Source organism: Neobacillus pocheonensis (assembly GCF_050477905.1).
In the GTDB taxonomy this organism is placed as follows: Bacteria; Bacillota; Bacilli; order Bacillales; family Cytobacillaceae; genus Neobacillus; species Neobacillus pocheonensis_A.
The window spans coordinates 26,076-44,151 of the sequence record NZ_JBCNAD010000031.1 but is presented as its reverse complement, the minus strand read 5'-3'; the positions used below and the strand labels follow the sequence as shown (position 1 = coordinate 44,151).

At 40.3% G+C, this 18,076-nt stretch carries 16 protein-coding genes and 4 tRNA genes; all 20 read right to left on the bottom strand.

The window, feature by feature from the left end; all coding sequences use genetic code 11:
* Window positions 1-88: 88 nt before the first annotated feature.
* Entirely contained in the window at window positions 89-568 is a 480-nt protein-coding gene (rlmH, locus tag ABES02_RS17050; RefSeq protein WP_430137316.1) for a 23S rRNA (pseudouridine(1915)-N(3))-methyltransferase RlmH, read from the bottom strand.
* A 101-nt stretch (window positions 569-669) separates the two neighbouring features.
* Window positions 670-828 (bottom strand): CxxH/CxxC protein, encoded by a 159-nt coding sequence (locus ABES02_RS17045; protein WP_430137314.1) that lies wholly within the window; start codon window positions 826-828, stop codon window positions 670-672.
* A gap of 121 nt (window positions 829-949) precedes the next feature.
* A complete protein-coding gene (locus ABES02_RS17040; RefSeq protein WP_430137311.1) occupies window positions 950-2,191 on the bottom strand; it encodes a S1C family serine protease in 1,242 nt (413 codons plus the stop codon).
* Window positions 2,192-2,367: 176 nt separating this feature from the next.
* Complete coding sequence (locus ABES02_RS17035; RefSeq protein ID WP_430137308.1) at window positions 2,368-3,162, bottom strand: MBL fold metallo-hydrolase; 795 nt, start codon at window positions 3,160-3,162, stop codon at window positions 2,368-2,370.
* 6 nt (window positions 3,163-3,168) lie between these two features.
* The gene (locus ABES02_RS17030; protein ID WP_430137305.1) at window positions 3,169-3,969 is read right to left on the bottom strand and encodes a two-component system regulatory protein YycI; all 801 of its coding nucleotides are present in this window, start codon (window positions 3,967-3,969) and stop codon (window positions 3,169-3,171) included.
* A complete protein-coding gene (locus ABES02_RS17025; protein ID WP_430137303.1) occupies window positions 3,956-5,278 on the bottom strand; it encodes a YycH family regulatory protein in 1,323 nt (440 codons plus the stop codon). Before ABES02_RS17025 ends, ABES02_RS17030 begins: the two co-directional genes overlap by 14 nt.
* A complete protein-coding gene (gene walK, locus ABES02_RS17020; protein ID WP_430137473.1) occupies window positions 5,275-7,101 on the bottom strand; it encodes a cell wall metabolism sensor histidine kinase WalK in 1,827 nt (608 codons plus the stop codon). Before walK ends, ABES02_RS17025 begins: the two co-directional genes overlap by 4 nt.
* Before the next feature lie 8 nt (window positions 7,102-7,109).
* The gene (yycF, locus tag ABES02_RS17015; protein WP_430137301.1) at window positions 7,110-7,820 is read right to left on the bottom strand and encodes a response regulator YycF; all 711 of its coding nucleotides are present in this window, start codon (window positions 7,818-7,820) and stop codon (window positions 7,110-7,112) included.
* Between the two features lie 187 nt (window positions 7,821-8,007).
* Window positions 8,008-9,459, bottom strand: a complete 1,452-nt coding sequence (locus ABES02_RS17010) for a peptidoglycan DD-metalloendopeptidase family protein (RefSeq protein WP_430137298.1) — start codon at window positions 9,457-9,459, stop codon at window positions 8,008-8,010.
* 462 nt (window positions 9,460-9,921) lie between these two features.
* Window positions 9,922-9,994, bottom strand: a tRNA-Phe gene (locus ABES02_RS17005).
* A 7-nt stretch (window positions 9,995-10,001) separates the two neighbouring features.
* Window positions 10,002-10,078 (bottom strand) — tRNA-Asp (locus ABES02_RS17000).
* 66 nt (window positions 10,079-10,144) lie between these two features.
* A tRNA-Glu gene (locus ABES02_RS16995) sits at window positions 10,145-10,216 on the bottom strand.
* A gap of 13 nt (window positions 10,217-10,229) precedes the next feature.
* Window positions 10,230-10,305, bottom strand: a tRNA-Lys gene (locus ABES02_RS16990).
* 471 nt (window positions 10,306-10,776) lie between these two features.
* Entirely contained in the window at window positions 10,777-12,069 is a 1,293-nt protein-coding gene (locus ABES02_RS16985) for an adenylosuccinate synthase (RefSeq protein ID WP_430137296.1), read from the bottom strand.
* 194 nt (window positions 12,070-12,263) lie between these two features.
* Entirely contained in the window at window positions 12,264-13,619 is a 1,356-nt protein-coding gene (gene dnaB, locus ABES02_RS16980) for a replicative DNA helicase (protein WP_430137293.1), read from the bottom strand.
* Between the two features lie 159 nt (window positions 13,620-13,778).
* Complete coding sequence (gene rplI / locus ABES02_RS16975) at window positions 13,779-14,228, bottom strand: 50S ribosomal protein L9 (protein WP_430137291.1); 450 nt, start codon at window positions 14,226-14,228, stop codon at window positions 13,779-13,781.
* Window positions 14,225-16,198 carry a DHH family phosphoesterase gene (locus ABES02_RS16970; protein WP_430137288.1) on the bottom strand — a complete coding sequence of 658 codons (1,974 nt, stop codon included), beginning with the start codon at window positions 16,196-16,198 and terminating at the stop codon, window positions 14,225-14,227. Before ABES02_RS16970 ends, rplI begins: the two co-directional genes overlap by 4 nt.
* A 24-nt stretch (window positions 16,199-16,222) precedes the next feature.
* On the bottom strand, window positions 16,223-17,095 hold the full coding sequence (locus ABES02_RS16965; protein WP_430137285.1) for a YybS family protein: 873 nt from the start codon (window positions 17,093-17,095) through the stop codon (window positions 16,223-16,225).
* Window positions 17,096-17,206: 111 nt separating this feature from the next.
* On the bottom strand, window positions 17,207-17,446 hold the full coding sequence (gene rpsR / locus ABES02_RS16960) for a 30S ribosomal protein S18 (protein WP_024030263.1): 240 nt from the start codon (window positions 17,444-17,446) through the stop codon (window positions 17,207-17,209).
* A 52-nt stretch (window positions 17,447-17,498) separates the two neighbouring features.
* Window positions 17,499-18,023: a single-stranded DNA-binding protein gene (gene ssb, locus ABES02_RS16955; RefSeq protein WP_430137282.1), complete on the bottom strand. Its 525-nt coding sequence runs from the start codon at window positions 18,021-18,023 to the stop codon at window positions 17,499-17,501.
* Window positions 18,024-18,076 lie beyond the last annotated feature (53 nt).

The window sequence follows — 18,076 nt, the reverse complement described above, 5'->3', positions numbered from 1 at the left end:
GGATACATCTCATGACACAATAAAGGGACACCTAGACATAGTGCGGTCTAGGTGTCATTTATTTCTTTGTATAGAATAAAAACCTCATTTATTTATGATACGGTTCCCCCCGATTAATCCGAAACGCCCGATAAATCTGTTCCACCAATATCAGCCTCATTAACTGATGGGGGAAGGTCATTCTTGAAAAAGACAGCTGCTCGTTCGATCTCTTCACAACCTCATCGCTCAGACCCAAAGATCCTCCGATAATAAAGGCGATTTTACTTTTTCCATATGTCGCTAGTTTATCAAGCGTATCCGCAAGTTCCTCTGATGATTGCAATTTCCCCTGAATCGCTAAGGCAATCACATATGTATCTTGACTAATCTTTGCTAATATTCTTTCGCCTTCTTTTTGTTTGACCTGGAGCATTTCCGAGTCGCTTAATTCCTCAGGCGATTTTTCATCGGCAACTTCAATCACTTCAACTTTGGCATAAGCCGTTAATCTCTTTAAATATTCCTCAATGCCCTGCTTCAAATATTTCTCTTTTAATTTACCAACCGTCACAATCGAGATATTCACAATCCACAACCCTTTTTTATTTGATTACAAACAGGTTACAAACAAGATATCCACAGAAGTTATCCACATTGTCCACACCTTTATCCACATTTAGTATGGAATCACTTGTTCGCCACAATATATACAGCCGAGTTTTGACAATATTCACAGGTTGTTGATAAATTATCCACACCAATTTTTGATAAAACCGGGAACGTTTCCGTTTCATCCACAACCGTATCTAACGCAATATCCACATGTTCCTCGCAGCTATAAATCATTTTTCAACATTCCTTCCTACCTTTGTTATTTCCAGTGTTTACGATACAGAAGTCGCTCATACGACAACTATCATAACATAAGAAAAACAGGACAGTTTCAACCATCCTGTTTTCAATATATTTATTGTAATTTTTCGCTCGATAATGTCAGCGTTGTTTCTTTAAGCTTGCCATCTCGATAGAATTTAACCTTTAGTTTCTCGCCGATTTTCTTTTTCTGATATAAATGCTTACGTAGGTCAATGACGTCATTTATCTTTTGACCATCCATCTCGACAATCACATCTAACTCCTGTAAACCTGCTTGCGCTGCTGGAGAATTCGGCACTACCTGTCTTAAAGCAACACCGTAAGTCACATCCCGAGGCAATTTCAAGGCTTCTTCCTGATAGTAAGCAGGTATTTCTGATACGGATTTTAAATCCACACCCATATATGGACGTTTCACAGATCCAAACTGCTCCAAATCACTGATGATTGGCTTGGCTGAATTGATAGGAATCGATAATCCAATCCCTTCAACGGCCTCTTGGGAAATTTTCATCGAGTTAATCCCAATGACCTGGCCTGCCATATTAATTAAAGCACCGCCGCTGTTACCAGGATTAATGGCTGCGTCTGTTTGCAGAACCTCAGACTGCCAATCAACCACGCCATTTTGGTCGATATCAACCGGTATGGTCCGCTTTAACCCTGAAATAATTCCTTGCGTCACGGAGCCAGAAAAAGTCGCTCCAAGTGGATTTCCGATGGCGATGACAGGTTCCCCCATTTTTAAACTATCGGAATCACCGAATTCCGCCTTTTTCTTTACTTTGGCTGAGTCAATCTCAAGCACCGCTAGGTCCGTCCATACATCGCTTCCTAGAAGCTTTGCCGGAATCTTAGTTCCATCTGTTAAACTTACCTCGAGTTTCGTGGCACCTTCAACTACGTGATGATTAGTCACCACAAAAGCCTTGTTGCCTTCAATTTTATAAATAACACCGGAGCCTGTTCCCGCTGCCTCTTCACCGCTATCTCCATTGTTGTCAGACCAAAAGCTGGTAGACTGAATATTATTGATGCCGACCACCGCTGCGGCTGTTTTATCAACGGCATTAGTAGTATCCGTCTTTACATCATAGGAGACCTGCTGGTGAATGACATTCTGTTGGTTACCGTTGCTCGTTGTATCGGTTGCTGTATTTTGATTAGTATCAATTTTGTAAGGAAGCAAACCTCGATTGGACAAGGCTGGAATAGTAATGATAACTATAATTGCACCAAGGATGGCGCCGACTAAACTTGCAACAAAAAAACCGCCCCTGTTTCCTCTCTGTTCCCTGTAACGCCCCTGTGAATGATCATCATAATAACCCAATGAACACCATTCCTCTCTCTCGAAATGATTGCTATCTTTTATTTTGGCTTATAATAACAATTATACTCTTTCCACTTAAAATTTAATAAATTTTCCCATTTGTTTCAAAAAACTTCCCACTTTGTTCATAGATTTTTCATACTTATAAAAAAAGAACGAAGATTTCTCTTCGCTCTTTAAACAGCTGTTACTTTCGTTGGTATTTTTGGGTCTGTATCGTAAAGGTCGAATTGTTCGCCGACAATTAGGCCTCGGCTCTCTAATGTTTGCGATACTGACATTTTCGCCAAGTCTTTCATATTATTATCAAGGCTTAAATGGGCGAGATACACTCTTTTGGTACGGTCCCCAATCACATCACTCATTGCCAAAGCTGCATCTTCGTTGGAAACATGGCCGACATCGCTAAGAATTCTTCGCTTAATATTCCATGGATAGCGTCCCATTCGCAGCATTTGCACATCATGATTCGACTCAAAAATATACACGTCCGCATTCGAGATCGTCCCTTTCATCCGGTCACTGACATAGCCAGTATCCGTAATCAGGACAAGCTTTTTCCCTCCATTATGAAACACATAAAACATCGGCTCTGCTGCATCATGAGAAACTCCGAAGGATTCAATATCCACTGAACCAAAGCTCTTTACCGTTTCCATGTCAAAAACAAACTTTTGCTCAGTAGGAATTACCCCTACATTGCTTTCCATCGCCTGCCATGTTTTTTCATTCGCATAGACAGGCAATTTATATTTCCGTGCAAGTATGCCAATCCCTTTAATATGGTCGCTGTGCTCATGAGTGACAAAGATTCCAGAAAGCTTGCTAATATCACGTTCAATTTGCCCGAAAAGCATCTCCATCTGTTTGCCGCTAAAGCCGGCATCCACTAGGAAGGAATGTTCATCTGACTCGACATAAAGGGCGTTCCCCGTACTCCCGCTTGCTAGAATGCTATATCGTAACGACATACAATTTCACTCCACACTTATTTTTTCTTCGCTGTCAAAATTAATGATTTCACCCTCAAAGGCATTTACAAACAGACTCTCCTTATCATCGACCACAAAGCGCCAGGTTGGTGCTAATAATTGCGAGGCCGACAGTGGGATTAGGTTCGAATAGCCAAGCTCAATCTTCGTAATTTTACTTTTAGGTTTTAGGACACCCTTTTGATGAAGCGTTTCAATCGCCTTTAACGGAGATAATATTTCTTCTTTATTCTCTAGCTTATCAATTCCTTCGAGATAGGCTTGCTGATAGGAAACAATTTGATTATCAGCATTATATTTAAACGTAATCATCCCATTAATATTCTTATAAAAGGAGATATTCTCACTTTGCTGGTAGTAAGTAATCGTATTCTTCTTGTCGTTTTTCTCCCCAAAATGATAATGATCACCAAAAAGGACATTTTCATTCAAAAAGTTGGAAAGCTCAGCTGGTTCGAACTTAGAATTTAGCTGTATGGGTTTCTCCAGCGTAGACTCAAGCGTCGTCCCTGTTCCCATCAGAGTAACGGACTGCCCCTTTAGCTTTGCGATTTCCCCTTTAGTAAAGGTTTTCGGCTTAGCACTAAGATATTGGGCTTTAATCGGATTCTTTGGAATCTCGACATCTATTTTAATCTCATCTGCTTTCAGTTTCTCTTCGAAGGAAGCCGGTGTAATAACCTCATATTTATTGGCATCACGAATTTTCATGAATTGAAATAAAAGATAAACATCTAAGATCAAGAACGTTAAGATAAATATGGTTTTTATTTTACTCCAATCCATGCTTCAATCCCCCCAGCTCATCCATCGAAATTTCTTTCCAGGTTTTATCATAACGATAGAACCAGGCTGGTTCTAGGAGAATCAGCATATCTTCTTCCGAATCCCTTTCCATACGATAGCCCAATACCATGTCTTCAAGAAGCTCTGGCTTAAAGTTCTTTTGTTCTTGTAAAAATTTCAACGCCTCATGCCCGGAGGGAAGTGTCATCTTCTGAATTTCTGTTGTTAAAGGAAGTTCCAAGGCAATGTTCGGGCGATTATATTTGTTAATTTTATCACGGCCCCAGACCTCTGTAATTTCCGACAGCCCTCGGTCGTTAAACACAGGAAATCCATCCTGGCTGTACATTCTAAAGGTCACCGAACGCTTATACTCACTTTTTGAAACAAAGCGGTAAGGATCCGTCCAGCCGCCATGTCCATTGACAAAATCAATGCTGCGTTTCACTAAATCATACGAATTCGCAATATATTGATCGTCTACCGTCGGATTAACATAAAGAAGGATGTTGCTTTCAAAATTGACACTCATTTTACTTGAATCGTCCGTATACTCTTCCCCGCTTGGAATCGAGCTTTTTTGCACAAAGCTTGGATCACTAAAAAGCGCCTCTTTGAATTCATCGGAATTTAAGGTTTTAGGCAAATACTTATACCTCATCATTCCCCTAATCCCTTCAGGTAGGAACAGTGTCCGTCGATCCGTCGCTTTAAAGGCAAAGTAACGCGGTAAACTTGTTGCATTTTTATAAAAATCATGATTAAACTCGTTTAAATTAGTTGATGAAATGTGGCTAATATAAACCTGCTGATTTTCAGTAGAAACAAAATATACGATTCCATTTTCCTTATCTGAATTCTCAACATTAATAATGATTCGATTAAAATTAAAGGCTGGTATCTTTTTCCCTTCAATATTTAACACACTGCGATATAACTCAATCGGAATTTCACCAGGAAACATAATTTCAGCGTTGCCGCTGCTATGACTTAAGTCCTCAATATTTTCGAACTTGTCCGTCACATTTTTTATATCAAAAAATGTCCATTGCCCAATTTCCTTAATCACTTTGTCTATTTCACCGGAATTATTGATTCCATAATGTTCACCTTTGACATGGAAAAAGACTTGGTCAGGTCTGACAATTTTTTTTACCTCTTGTTTTTCACTTACGGTAACTTCTTCAACATAATTATTTTTTTCCATCAAGTCGTAATTGGGCTGGTATGTCCAAAGATTCCATGTTAAAAGAATACTAACCAATACTAATATCGTTAAAATCACTGATTTAATATTTTCGTATCTCATGACCATTCATCCTCTTCAGAACGCTCGTACGGCAGGGAAAAAGAAATGACAGTTCCTTTTCCTTCTTTACTTGTTGCCCAAATTGATCCGCCATGAGCATTCACCATTTCTTTGGCTATGGCAAGGCCCAGTCCCGTACCGCCTAATTTCCGGGTTCTTGCTTTATCCACTCGGTAGAAACGGTCAAATATCTTTCCAATATTCTCTTTCGGTATTCCCATCCCTTGATCGGATACACTGACGATGATTCTTTCTTCCTCCTCTTTAATCGAGAAGGTGACAAGCCCGCCTTCCGGGGAATACTTCAAGGCATTAGAAATAATATTGTATAAAACCTGTGTCATCTTATCCTCATCCACCTCAACAAAGATGGCGTCTTCTGGCAGCATTCGTTTAAAGGTAACGTTTTGCTCCTTCGACATTTCAAACCGGTCGATGATGCGATGATAGAACGCAACAAAATTGACCCATTCCTTAGTAAGCTTGTAATCCGTGCTATCCATTTTAGAAAGCTGAAGGAGGTCATTGACAAGACGAATCATTCTTTCAGTTTCTGTTTGTGTCACTTCTAAAAAGTTCGATGCGATTTCCTCATCCTGCCAGGCTCCGTCTGCAAGAGCCTCTAGATAACTCCTCATCGTTGTCAAAGGAGTTCGTAGTTCATGTGAAACATTGGCAACAAACTCGCGTCGTTCTTCATCAATTTTTTCCTGTTCGGTAATATCGTGAAGAACCGCAATTAGCCCGTTGACAAAGCCGGTTTCTTTTTGAATAACGGAAAAATTGGCGCGGAGAATATAACGTTTCTTTTTCGTACTATAATCGAGGATTAACGAATCCTTTTCTTCCAATAGATCCTCAAAGGTATTCGCATCGTCCAAATCTAATAACTCCACGATTGGCTGGGACAGCACTGTTTCACGTGAAACATTCAGCATCTCAGCAGCAGGTTCATTGATTAAAATAACGCGCCCTTTGCGGTCTGTAGCTATTACACCATCCGTCATATATGACAAGACAGAGGACAGTTTTCTTCGTTCGCCTTCCGTCATGGCTTGGGCTTCCTGAAGCTTTTTCGTTAAATTGTTAAAGGTAATCGCCAGGGTGCCAATTTCATCATACCCGTACACTTTAACTTTTCGCGAGAAGTTCCCCTTTGCCATTGCTAATGCTTGTTTCTTCATATCAGCAATCGGCCTCGTAATGGTTTGGGCTAATAATATCCCTAGAAGTGCTGTAATGGATAGGGCAATGGCTGTCCCTGTTGCAAAGATCCCATTAATGGTTTTCATTTGTTCAAATACATTTTCAATTTTGGCAACAAGATAAATCGCGCCAATGACTTTTTTCCCCGATTTAATTGGGGTGGAGAGGACCCAAATCCGATAACCGTTTTTCCGGTCGATTTTGATGGCGCTTTGATCTACTTCCAATGTCATGGACTGTTTCACCTGAAGCACTGTCGTCCTTTGACCCACAACCCCCTGACTGCTGGAGGGGGAAGCTCCAAGGATTTTTAGTGAGCCATTTTCAATCACCTGAACTTCTAAAATATCTCCAGTGACAAAATCCTTGAGGGTCTTTTTAATATCATCCTCGAGGACCGGGTCTTCATTAGTTCTTTCCTTTTCCATTTCCTGAACGATATTATAGCCCAGCAAATTAACACGTTCTTTTAAAGAGGTTTGGAAGTTTGTTCGCAATGTTTCTTCCAGCTGCCTGACAAAATAGACGCCGATAATTTGCATCGCCACTAATATTAGGAGGACATAGATGATTACAAATTTTACGTGTATGGAGCGGAAGAATCCAACCTTTCTCATCACTTGGATTACTCCTGTTCAGGATTACGCAAATAATAGCCAACACCACGGCGCGTAACAATCCAAGTTGGATGGCTAGGACTATCCTCTATTTTTTCACGCAGACGTCTTACGGTCACATCCACAGTCCGCACATCTCCGTAATAATCATAACCCCACACAGTTTGCAACAGGTGTTCTCTGGTCATAACTTGGCCAATATGCTTGGCTAAATAATAGAGAAGCTCGAACTCTCGGTGGGTTAATTCAATTGTTTCACCGCGCTTTGAAACCACATAGGCATCAGGGTGAATCACCAGTGAGCCTATTTCAATTTCGTTTGTCTCGGCTTCAGCATCAGGCTGCGCCAGGATTTGCTGATGGCGACGTAAATTGGCTTTCACACGGGCAATTAATTCTCTAGTGCTAAAAGGCTTTGTCACATAGTCGTCGGCACCTAGCTCAAGGCCAAGAACCTTATCAATTTCTGAATCCTTTGCCGTCAGCATAATGATCGGCATTTCGTATTTCTTACGGATCTCTCGGCAAACTTCCATTCCATCACGGAGTGGAAGCATAATATCTAAGAGAATTAAGTCTGGCTGAATTTCTTCTACTAATTGGAGCGCTTCATTCCCATCATAAGCACAATAGACAGAATAACCTTCTTTTTTCAGATTAAACTGCAAAATATCTGCAATTGGCTTTTCGTCATCAACAACAAGAATTTTCTTTTCCATACCATTTCTCCTTTTTTAAAAATTCATCTATTCCATAAATTAACTACTAGAAGTCATACCTATTCTATTTTACTTTACCACTGTTTCAGCTTAAATTCACCTATTAGTAGCATTTGTCAAGATTGGAAAGGTAATTTTTCCAATAAAATAGAAAAGTCTCTAGCAGGAACTAGAGACTTTGTTTTGGTTATCTTCTTAAAAAGTTCATCGGGTTTACCAGGCCGCCGTTTTTATATACTTCAAAATGAAGATGAACTCCGGTTGCATCGCCTGTTGCACCCATAATTCCAATCGCCGTACCTTTAGAAACCGTTTGACCCACTTTCACCTTAATCGATGACATATGTCCATACAATGTACGGAAACCATTTTTATGGTCTATGATTACTTTATTTCCATAACCGCCATTATCATAGCCTGCAAAAACCACGACGCCGTTGTCAGCTGCCTTAATGGTCTTGTTACTTGGTCTTGCTATATCGATCCCTTTATGCATCTTACCCCAGCGATAGCCCATTTGGCTGGAAACATAGCCGCCTACAGTCGGCCAGGCAAAGCTGCCCTCACCGCGGGAAGGGATTTCTTTTGTTCCTCTTACGACAATATGATTTACAGGCTGCTGTAGAATTTGTTCGCTTGTTTGCGTTTTCTTAACAGCGACACCATTTTGTTCTGAAATTAAATAATTGACAGTTCGAGACCCGTTTTGCCCTGATTGTTTTTCCTTCGTCTCACCCTTTGGCATCGATGAGTCTTCAACCACTTGATCGGAATAAGCCAGTTCTTCTTTTTGGTTTACTTCCTTTTCAACGATTACTTCTACATATGGCTTTAAAGCTGTAATATTAATTTCCTGTCCAATCTTTATAGGGGAAGCGGCTGTTAAACCTGGATTCAAAGCCAAAAGCTCTGGAACCTTTAAGCCGTATTGATGGGCAATAGATTCAAGTGCATCGCCCTCTTGAACAGCGTATTTCTTTTCTTCTAAAGTTCCTTTTTGTAAAAAGGCAACGGCATCCTTAGGAGACAGAATTTTCTCTGGAGCAATATTTTCGGCTTCAATGGAAGCATTTTTAGACAAACGAACATCTAAAAGCCTTGTTTCATTTTCTTTTAATGGTGGTAGAGCCGAAGCGTCTTGTGCTTTCCTAGACTCTAGTTCTTTTAATTGATCTTCTGAAACATATTGTAGCTTTAAGTTCGTAATAACTTCTTCAGCTGCCTTTTTATCAGCTACATATACGGCGGGCTTCCCATCGATGACAATCGCTGCTGCCTCTGCTTGAAGCTCAAACGTGTTTTTAAAGTTTTGGACGGTGTCAAGGTTATTGGCAGATGAAGGGAAAACCTCTTCTGGTATGTACTCAACCTGCTGACCAATAATAAAATTGAAATCCTGGTTGGATTTCTTAAATTCGTTTACTTTCTCATCAACCAATCTATCTACCACAGCTTTATCATTGACGTTTCCAATGTAAGTACCATTAAGATATACATGATAAACAGTGGTTAAATTTGATGATGTCGCTAATGCGACAGGACCATTACTTAAAGCAACCACGGATGCTGCTAAAGTGGTAATTATTGTTGTTTTTAACATTAATCTTTTCGTTTTAGAAATTGTATTTAACAAAAACATTTTTTCCTCCTAAACCACGGTAAACCCCTATTAAACTAGTTAAGAAATTTTCCAGAATTTTAGACCTTCTTTACTTTAACATAACTTTTTGTCAATAGATTAATAGTCTTAATAATGTAACATAAATGTATAATAGCTGACATTTTCCTACATATTTATGAAATATACTAGTCGAATTATCCCGTTTTTTCTTTGGGAATTTTTAAAAAAACAGGGAGGATTCCTTATAAATTCAGGGGTTTGGTAGTTCTAGAGTAGTAAAGTGCTTATATTAAAGCAGGGGACATTTAGAATTAAGTTTTGTAAAATAGTGGAGGAAATATTACAATAATTTTACAATGGAAGCGTTTTAAGAATAATCGAGGTTAAGAATCCAGCTAAATATGGCGGATTTATGTCCATTTTGGATAACTAATCGAGTTAAAAAAAGAAGCCTGCGCGATTGCAAGCTTCTTTTTGGAATGGCTCAGGACGGAATCGAACCGCCGACACAAGGATTTTCAGTCCTTTGCTCTACCGACTGAGCTACTGAGCCACTTTAGTGGCGGTCTGGACGGGACTCGAACCCGCGACCTCCTGCGTGACAGGCAGGCATTCTAACCAACTGAACTACCAGACCATTATTTAATTGATTGTCAGCAAGGAGACCGTCCTTGCCAGCCACTCACTGACAATCAAAAGCCAATGACCCCTACGGGATTCGAACCCGTGTTACCGCCGTGAAAGGGCGGTGTCTTAACCGCTTGACCAAGGGGCCATCATATTAAAGATGGTGAGCCATGAAGGACTCGAACCTTCGACCCTCTGATTAAAAGTCAGATGCTCTACCGACTGAGCTAATGGCTCGTACAAAAATTGTTTCCTAAACTTTGATTGCTACCGGATGCCCCCGCCTCAGTAAGCTTATGCAAGCAGCAGCTCGGCGTGTGCCCTGAAGTCATTCGGAGGAGCGTATTCAATCGTGCTCTACCGACTGAGCTAATGGCTCGTACAAAATAGATCGTACAAAATGCCTCATTTGTGACGACGCTTTTTATAATAGCATGGTCATTACTAATTATGCAATACTTTTTTATAAAAAGTTTATATAAATAAAAATGAAGACTCTCACATGGTACGATTCGCCAATAAAATTATCAATAGATCTCAAAAAGGTATCCAAAAAGTGTTTTATCTGCGGAAAAATACACTTTATCTGCGAAACTCAATAGTTTATCTGCGAAAGATCCCATTTTATCTGCGAAAATCCATTATTTATCTGCGAAACCCATTATTTAAAACAAAAGCCCGCCAAAACAGCGGGCTCCACATTCTAATTTAGATCTGTCTCCAAGGACTACGAACAACATTTGTTTGATTACGGTCCGGACCTACTGAGAAAGTAGATAACGGAATACCTGTCAGCTGTGTAACACGTTCTACATAGTGGCGGGCATTCACAGGCAGTTCATCTAGTGATTTAACGCCGGTAATATCCTCCGTCCAACCTGGCAGCTCTTCGTAAATCGGTTCACATTGCGATAACACCTTTAGGTTTGCAGGATATTCTGTAATCACTTCATCCTTATAGCGGTAAGCCGTACAGATCTTTAACGTTTCAATTCCAGTTAATACATCAATTGAATTCAACGAAAGATCGGTTAAACCGCTGACACGGCGGGCATGGCGGACGACAACACTGTCAAACCAGCCAACACGGCGCGGACGTCCTGTTGTTGTACCATATTCACGGCCTACTTCACGGATGCGCTCACCAATCTCATTCTCTAGTTCTGTCGGGAATGGGCCATCACCTACACGGGAAGTGTAGGCCTTACAAACGCCAACCACATGAGTAATTTTAGATGGGCCCACACCAGAACCAATCGTCACGCCTCCAGCAACCGGATTAGAAGAGGTAACAAATGGGTATGTACCCTGGTCGATATCAAGCATAACTCCTTGAGCACCTTCAAATAAGACGCGGCGGCCTTCATCTAAAGCATCATTTAAAACAACGGAAGTATCACAAACGTACTTAGCAATCTGTTGGCCATATTCGTAATACTCATCAAGAATATCTTCAATCTTGAAGCCTTCTGTTTCGTAGAAGCGCTCGAATAAGCGATTCTTTTCTTCAAGATTATGCGCCAGTTTTTCTTCAAAAATTTCACGGTCAAGTAAATCAGCAATGCGAATACCAACGCGGGCAGCCTTATCCATATAAGCAGGGCCAATCCCCTTTTTAGTTGTTCCAATTTTGTTAGCACCCTTACGCATTTCCTCAACTTCATCCAATTTTAAATGGTAAGGAAGGATCACATGCGCACGATTACTGATTCGGAGGTTTTCAGTTGAAATCCCTCTTTCGTGTAAATAAGCAAGCTCACTTACGAGTGCTTTCGGATCGACAACCATTCCATTTCCAATGACACTAATCTTTTCTTTATTAAAAATCCCAGACGGAATCAAGTGCAATTTGTAGGTTTCTCCATTGAACTTAATCGTGTGGCCTGCATTATTACCGCCTTGATAACGTGCAATGACCTCAGCATTTTCTGAAAGAAAATCCGTAATTTTCCCTTTTCCTTCGTCTCCCCATTGCGTACCAACAACCACTACTGATGACATGAAAGGCACCTCCAAAGTTTTTTATATCCCATAAATAAATTATTTAATATCACACCACCATAGTTTAACAATTTCACGTCTAAAAATCAAACAAAACACGAACATTTTATATTAATATATGAAATTTGTTCGTATAAATAGTAATCTATGAAAATATAAAAAGAGCTAGCCCAAAAATTAGGCTAACTCTATCATTACGCTCCTGGTGGAGAATCATAGCGCGTCTCAATATTAACGAACTTATTATATTCTTTTACAAACGCCAGCGACACCGTTCCAACTGGACCATTACGTTGTTTTGCAATAATAATTTCAATGATATTCTTATTCTCTGATTCCTTATCGTAATAGTCATCACGATATAAGAAGGCAACAATATCGGCATCCTGCTCGATAGACCCTGATTCACGAATATCGGACATCATTGGCCGTTTATCCTGACGCTGCTCGACACCACGGGAAAGCTGGGAAAGAGCAATAACAGGAATTTGAAGCTCACGAGCTAATTGCTTAAGGGAGCGGGAGATTTCCGATACTTCCTGCTGGCGGTTTTCACCAGAGCGGCCGCTGCCTAAGATTAGCTGCAAGTAGTCAATCAAAATCATTCCTATACCGTGCTCCTGCTTTAAGCGACGGCACTTGGAACGAATATCACTTATTCTTACACCAGGGGTATCATCGATGTAAATCCCTGTGTTCGACAAGCTTCCCATTGCCATCGTCAACTTACCCCAGTCTTCATCTGTCAGTGATCCTGTACGAAGCCTTTGCGCATCAATATTCCCCTCGGCACAAAGAAGACGCATAACAAGCTGCTCAGCACCCATCTCTAGACTGAAGATCGCAATATTTTCACCGGTTTTTTTAGCCACATTTTGCGCAATATTTAAGGCAAACGCTGTTTTACCCACAGATGGACGAGCGCCGACAATGATTAAGTCATTGCGCTGGAATCCTGCTGTCATACGGTCAAGATCGACAAATCCTGTCTCGAGCCCTGTAATATCACCGACCCGGTTATGCATGGTTTCGATATTATCATACGTACGAACGAGAACATCTTTGATATTATGGAAGGCACCAGCATTTTTCCGATTCGCAACTTCCATGATGCTCTTTTCTGCTTCACTTAAAAGAGCATCGACCTCATCTTCGCGAGAATATCCATCTGTTGCAATATTCGTAGCGGTTCGGATTAATCTTCTTAAAAGTGACTTTTCGCCTACGATTCTAGCATAATACTCAATATTTGCGGCCGTAGGAACAGCTCCGGCAAGGTCGCTTAAGTAACTGACGCCGCCAATATCCTCAATTAGTTTCGCTGCAGCCAATTCCTCGGTAACGGTAATCAAGTCAACCGCTTTACCTTGGTCATTTAAATTGAGCATGACATTAAAGATCTTTTGGTGAGCAGCACGATAGAAATCCTCAGGTATCAAGATTTCAGACGCCACGGTTAAAGAAGACGGCTCAAGAAAAATAGCCCCTAATACAGCCTGTTCAGCTTCAATATTTTGCGGGGGCATACGGTCTACTAATACATCATTCATATATTTAGAACCTCCTAATGAAGAGGATTATTTCAAAATAATCATATCTCAAAAAGAAAAAAGTGACCAGTAAAAAAACCGATCACGTCCCATTGATTACTTTTTATATTCTATCATGTTTATCCTGAAATTGAACTGGTAATTATTTTACAGTCAACTTTATTTTACTTCTTTCACCGACACTGTTAATGTTGCTGTTACTTCGTGATGAAGCTTTACTGGAACCTTCGTGTGACCAAGGGTACGGATGGCATCTGTTAATTCCATTTTCCGTTTATCAATCTTAATGCCGTGTTTCTTTTGCAGTTCTTCGGCAACCTGCTTAGTTGTAATCGAACCAAACAATCGCCCGCCTTCACCAGCTTTAGCTGTTAACTCAACGGTAATTTGGTCAATTTGTTCTTTCAGTTTTTTGGCTTCAGCCAGCTCTTCAGCTGCTTCCTTTTCCTGCTTTTTCTTCTGGGCATCTAATGAACTGATACTAGCATTATTAGCCTCAACAGCAAGTCCCTGCTTAATTAAAAAGTTATGAGCGTAGCCATCAGCTACATTTTTTACTTCACCTTTTTTCCCTTTTCCCTTAACATCTTTTAAAAAAATTACTTTCATTCTTTTTTTCCTCCCTCGAAATATTCATCAATCGCCAGCTTTAATTTGCTTTCTGTTTCCTCGATGGTTAAACCCGCCAGCTGGGTAGCAGCATTGGTGAGGTGACCGCCACCTTTTAAGCTTTCCATGATGACTTGAACATTGATGTTTCCTAACGACCTTGCACTAATTCCAATTACGCCTTCTGTTCGTTTTGAGATAACAAACGACGCCATTACACCATCCATGGTCAATAAAGTATCGGCGGCTTGGGCAATAATCACTTGGTCATAAAGTTCGATTTCATTTCCTTTGGCAATTGCTATCCCTTCACGATAAAAGGAGACGGATTCAATAAGCTTTGACCTTTTGATATATGTATCCACATTCTCTTTCAAAAACTTCTGGACAAGGATGGTGTCAGCCCCGTGTGCCCTTAGATAAGAGGCAGCATCAAACGTCCGTGAGCCAGTTCGTAACGTAAAGCTTTTGGTATCAACAATAATTCCCGCTAACAGCGCTGTTGCTTCGATCATCTCAATTTTCCCACGCTTTGGCTGATATTCCAAGAATTCTGTCACGAGCTCCGCGGTAGAGGAGGCATATGGTTCCATATATACCAATAATGGATTGGAAATGAAATCTTCACCGCGGCGATGGTGGTCGATCACGACAACATTATCAATTTTGTTTAACAGCCTTTCCTCCATCACCAAAGATGGTTTATGGGTATCGACGACAACGAGTAATGTTTTATCTGTGGCAATTTCAAGTGCTTCTTCTGATCCAATGAAGTGAGAGAATAATTGCTCTTGGTTCCGAATTTCATTCATCAGGCGCCCGACGCCGTTGTCCATTTCCATCGTATTTAAGACGATATAGGCTTCCTTTTGATTCATCTGCGCCACTTTATAAATTCCAATACTCGAACCGATAGAGTCCATATCTGGATTTTTGTGTCCCATAATAATGACCTTGTCGCTCGCGGTAATTAAATCCTTTAAGGCGTGGGAAATAACCCGAGCCCTGACCCTTGTACGTTTTTCAATTGGATTGGTCTTTCCCCCAAAGAATTTCACCTTACCGTTTGCAAGCTTGATGGCTACCTGATCTCCTCCCCTGCCAAGTGCTAAATCTAGGCTCGATTGCGCCAGTGCTCCAAGTTCCGGCAAAGAGGCGACGCCCGTACCAACGCCAATGCTTAAGGTGAAGGAAACATTTTGTTTGGAGGTCATTTCTCGAACCTCATCCAATATCATAAACTTTCCTTTTTCAAGAATATGAAGAATTCTTTCGCTAAAAACAGCAATAAAACGTTCAGAAGAAACGCGCTTCAGGTAAATCCCATTATCTTGAGCCCACTTATTTAGGATAGATGTGACTAAATTATTGATGCTCCCGCGCATCTGATCATCCATGCCTTGCGTTAGGTCATCATAATTATCTAAAAAAATGGTGGCTATGACAGTCCTGTCATCCTGATACTTTTTCTCGATTTCTGTTTGCTCGGTAACATCAAAGAAGTATAAAAGGCGTTCTTCACGCTTGTGAATCACACGGAATTTTCGGTTATGAAGAGTAATAATTTCTGTTTCTACTTCCTGTTTTATTAATGGAATCAGGGTATCGGCCACATCATAAAGCGATCTACCTACAAGAGTGTCTTCATCAAAGCAGGAAGTAAGATAAGGATTTGTCCACTCGATATAATACTCATCATTAATAAGCATAATTCCTATCGGCATCTCCATTAATGCTTCTTCGCCGACTTTCTTTACCCGGTAGGAAAGGGTAGAGATATACTCTTCCATTTCCTTTCTTTGCCGCCGTTCAATAACAAACATATAGTAGAGCGGAAAAAACATTAATAAAAGACCTGCCACGCTTAAAATCCAATTATATAAGGACAGGACAATGAGCAGTACCACTGTAACGCCTATTAACCCGTAAAAAGGGTAACGAATCGATCGCTTTTCTAAAAATGCAGGCATTATTTCAGCTCCTAAACTCAAGTCTTACTCTTTTTTGGCAAAACGTTTTCTAAAATCAAATCCTATATCCGTTATACCCAATAACATTATTATATAATGAAAAGTTGGTATCATGAAAGTGAGAATTGCTGCGAGGACAACGAGTCCCTTAGCAACTGACCTTTGCTGAAGAATATAGACTAAAAAGGCAAGTCCCTGAAAAAACAAAAACATTTCTAATATGTACCTTAGATTAATTAAAGCCGTATATACGTATGTTCCCTCTTTTGGATGCATCACCAAATTCAATCCAATGGAAATTAAATAGTACCATAAGAGGCTTCTTGGAAGAGAGAGATTTCGGAAACTTTCCCATGGTTGAACCTTTACGCCAAATTTCTTGGCAATCGGTAAACACACCCACTGGATAATATAAGTATAAATGATAGAACACATGACCAGAAAATATGGCACCAGTGTGTCCAACATTTTTCTGTCTTTACTTGACATCTTGAACGCAACATTAAACTTGTCCATAATATCAATTTTTAAGAACGCATTGAGTATAACATAGAAAACAACTAATCCGGCCATAAACGTGAGTGTGCTTGATATTAAAATCGCTGTGCGGCTTTTATTGACTTGTAGCGAATATCCAATGACAACACCCGTCGCTCCAAAAAGAAGCATCAATCCCAACCCCATAAACGAGCCCGCAATATAGGAAATAAATAAAGCAGCTAAGAAAAAGGCTGCGATATTTTTCATAGTGCTTTTGGCGGAAAACATGAGAAATGGGAGCGGCAAAACAAAAATTAAAATCGAATTAAGGAATGGCACATAGATTGTTAAGATTAAAAGAACAGTAAAGGCCGCTAAAAGAATGGCTCCTTCTGTTAGTTTGCGTACATTTCTCACCACTTCACCCCTAAACTTTCTGGAAACCTATCTCTTTATTTTAGCTAGATATTTGTTGTTATTCAACTAAATAAAAAAGCAGCAAGGGTTAACCCCTGCTGCTTTAAAATATTATTCACCTGCAACGAATGGTAATAATGCCATTTGACGTGCACGTTTGATTGCAACTGTTAGTTTACGTTGGTATTTAGCGCTTGTACCAGTTACACGACGTGGTAAAATCTTTCCACGCTCAGAGATGAATTTTTTAAGTAAATCCACATCTTTGTAATCGATGCGAGAGATGCCATTTGCTGTGAAATAGCACACTTTACGACGCTTTGCGCGACCGCCTTTACGTCCTCCTGCCATGAAAATTCCCTCCTTTATTATTTTTTATATAGTAACGTTCAGAAAGGTTTGGTTAAAATGGAAGATCGTCATCAGAGATGTCAATTTGTCCATTTCCTGCGAATGGATCTTCATCCATACGAGTAAAACCTTTATTTTGATTTTGGTTCGGGCGTTGTTGATTCTGATTGCTGCTGCCATATGAATTACCTTGAGGTTCCATAGGAGGAGCACCGTAATAATCGTTGCTTCTTCCACCGCCACCGCCGCCAGAAGTAGACTTAGGCTCTAGAAATTGAACACTTTCTGCTTGAACCTCTGTAACGTATACACGTTTACCATCTTGTCCTTCATAGTTGCGGGTTTGAATGCGGCCATCAACACCTGCAAGACTGCCCTTTTTCAAGAAGTTCGCCACATTTTCAGCCGGTTTACGCCAAACGACACAGTTAATAAAGTCTGCTTCACGCTCACCTGACTGACTAGAAAATGGACGATTAACTGCTAGAGTAAAGGTAGCAACAGGAACCCCATTTGGTGTATAACGCAAATCAGGATCTTTTGTTAAACGGCCAACAAGCACGACACGATTCATCATCAGAATCAACTCCTTTTCTTTTGACAAATTGTTCCACGTGGAACAATTTTACC

Coding starts and splice junctions, on each gene's coding strand:
- ABES02_RS16970 (WP_430137288.1), bottom strand. CDS start 16,198: ATGCCTGCATTTTTAGAAAAGCGATCGATTCGTTACCCTTTTTACGGG.
- ssb (WP_430137282.1), bottom strand. CDS start 18,023: ATGATGAATCGTGTCGTGCTTGTTGGCCGTTTAACAAAAGATCCTGAT.
- ABES02_RS17045 (WP_430137314.1), bottom strand. CDS start 828: ATGATTTATAGCTGCGAGGAACATGTGGATATTGCGTTAGATACGGTT.
- rplI (WP_430137291.1), bottom strand. CDS start 14,228: ATGAAAGTAATTTTTTTAAAAGATGTTAAGGGAAAAGGGAAAAAAGGT.
- ABES02_RS17025 (WP_430137303.1), bottom strand. CDS start 5,278: ATGAGATACGAAAATATTAAATCAGTGATTTTAACGATATTAGTATTG.
- walK (WP_430137473.1), bottom strand. CDS start 7,101: ATGAGAAAGGTTGGATTCTTCCGCTCCATACACGTAAAATTTGTAATC.
- yycF (WP_430137301.1), bottom strand. CDS start 7,820: ATGGAAAAGAAAATTCTTGTTGTTGATGACGAAAAGCCAATTGCAGAT.
- dnaB (WP_430137293.1), bottom strand. CDS start 13,619: ATGAATGATGTATTAGTAGACCGTATGCCCCCGCAAAATATTGAAGCT.
- ABES02_RS17035 (WP_430137308.1), bottom strand. CDS start 3,162: ATGTCGTTACGATATAGCATTCTAGCAAGCGGGAGTACGGGGAACGCC.
- ABES02_RS17010 (WP_430137298.1), bottom strand. CDS start 9,459: ATGTTTTTGTTAAATACAATTTCTAAAACGAAAAGATTAATGTTAAAA.
- ABES02_RS17030 (WP_430137305.1), bottom strand. CDS start 3,969: ATGGATTGGAGTAAAATAAAAACCATATTTATCTTAACGTTCTTGATC.
- ABES02_RS16985 (WP_430137296.1), bottom strand. CDS start 12,069: ATGTCATCAGTAGTGGTTGTTGGTACGCAATGGGGAGACGAAGGAAAA.
- rpsR (WP_024030263.1), bottom strand. CDS start 17,446: ATGGCAGGAGGACGTAAAGGCGGTCGCGCAAAGCGTCGTAAAGTGTGC.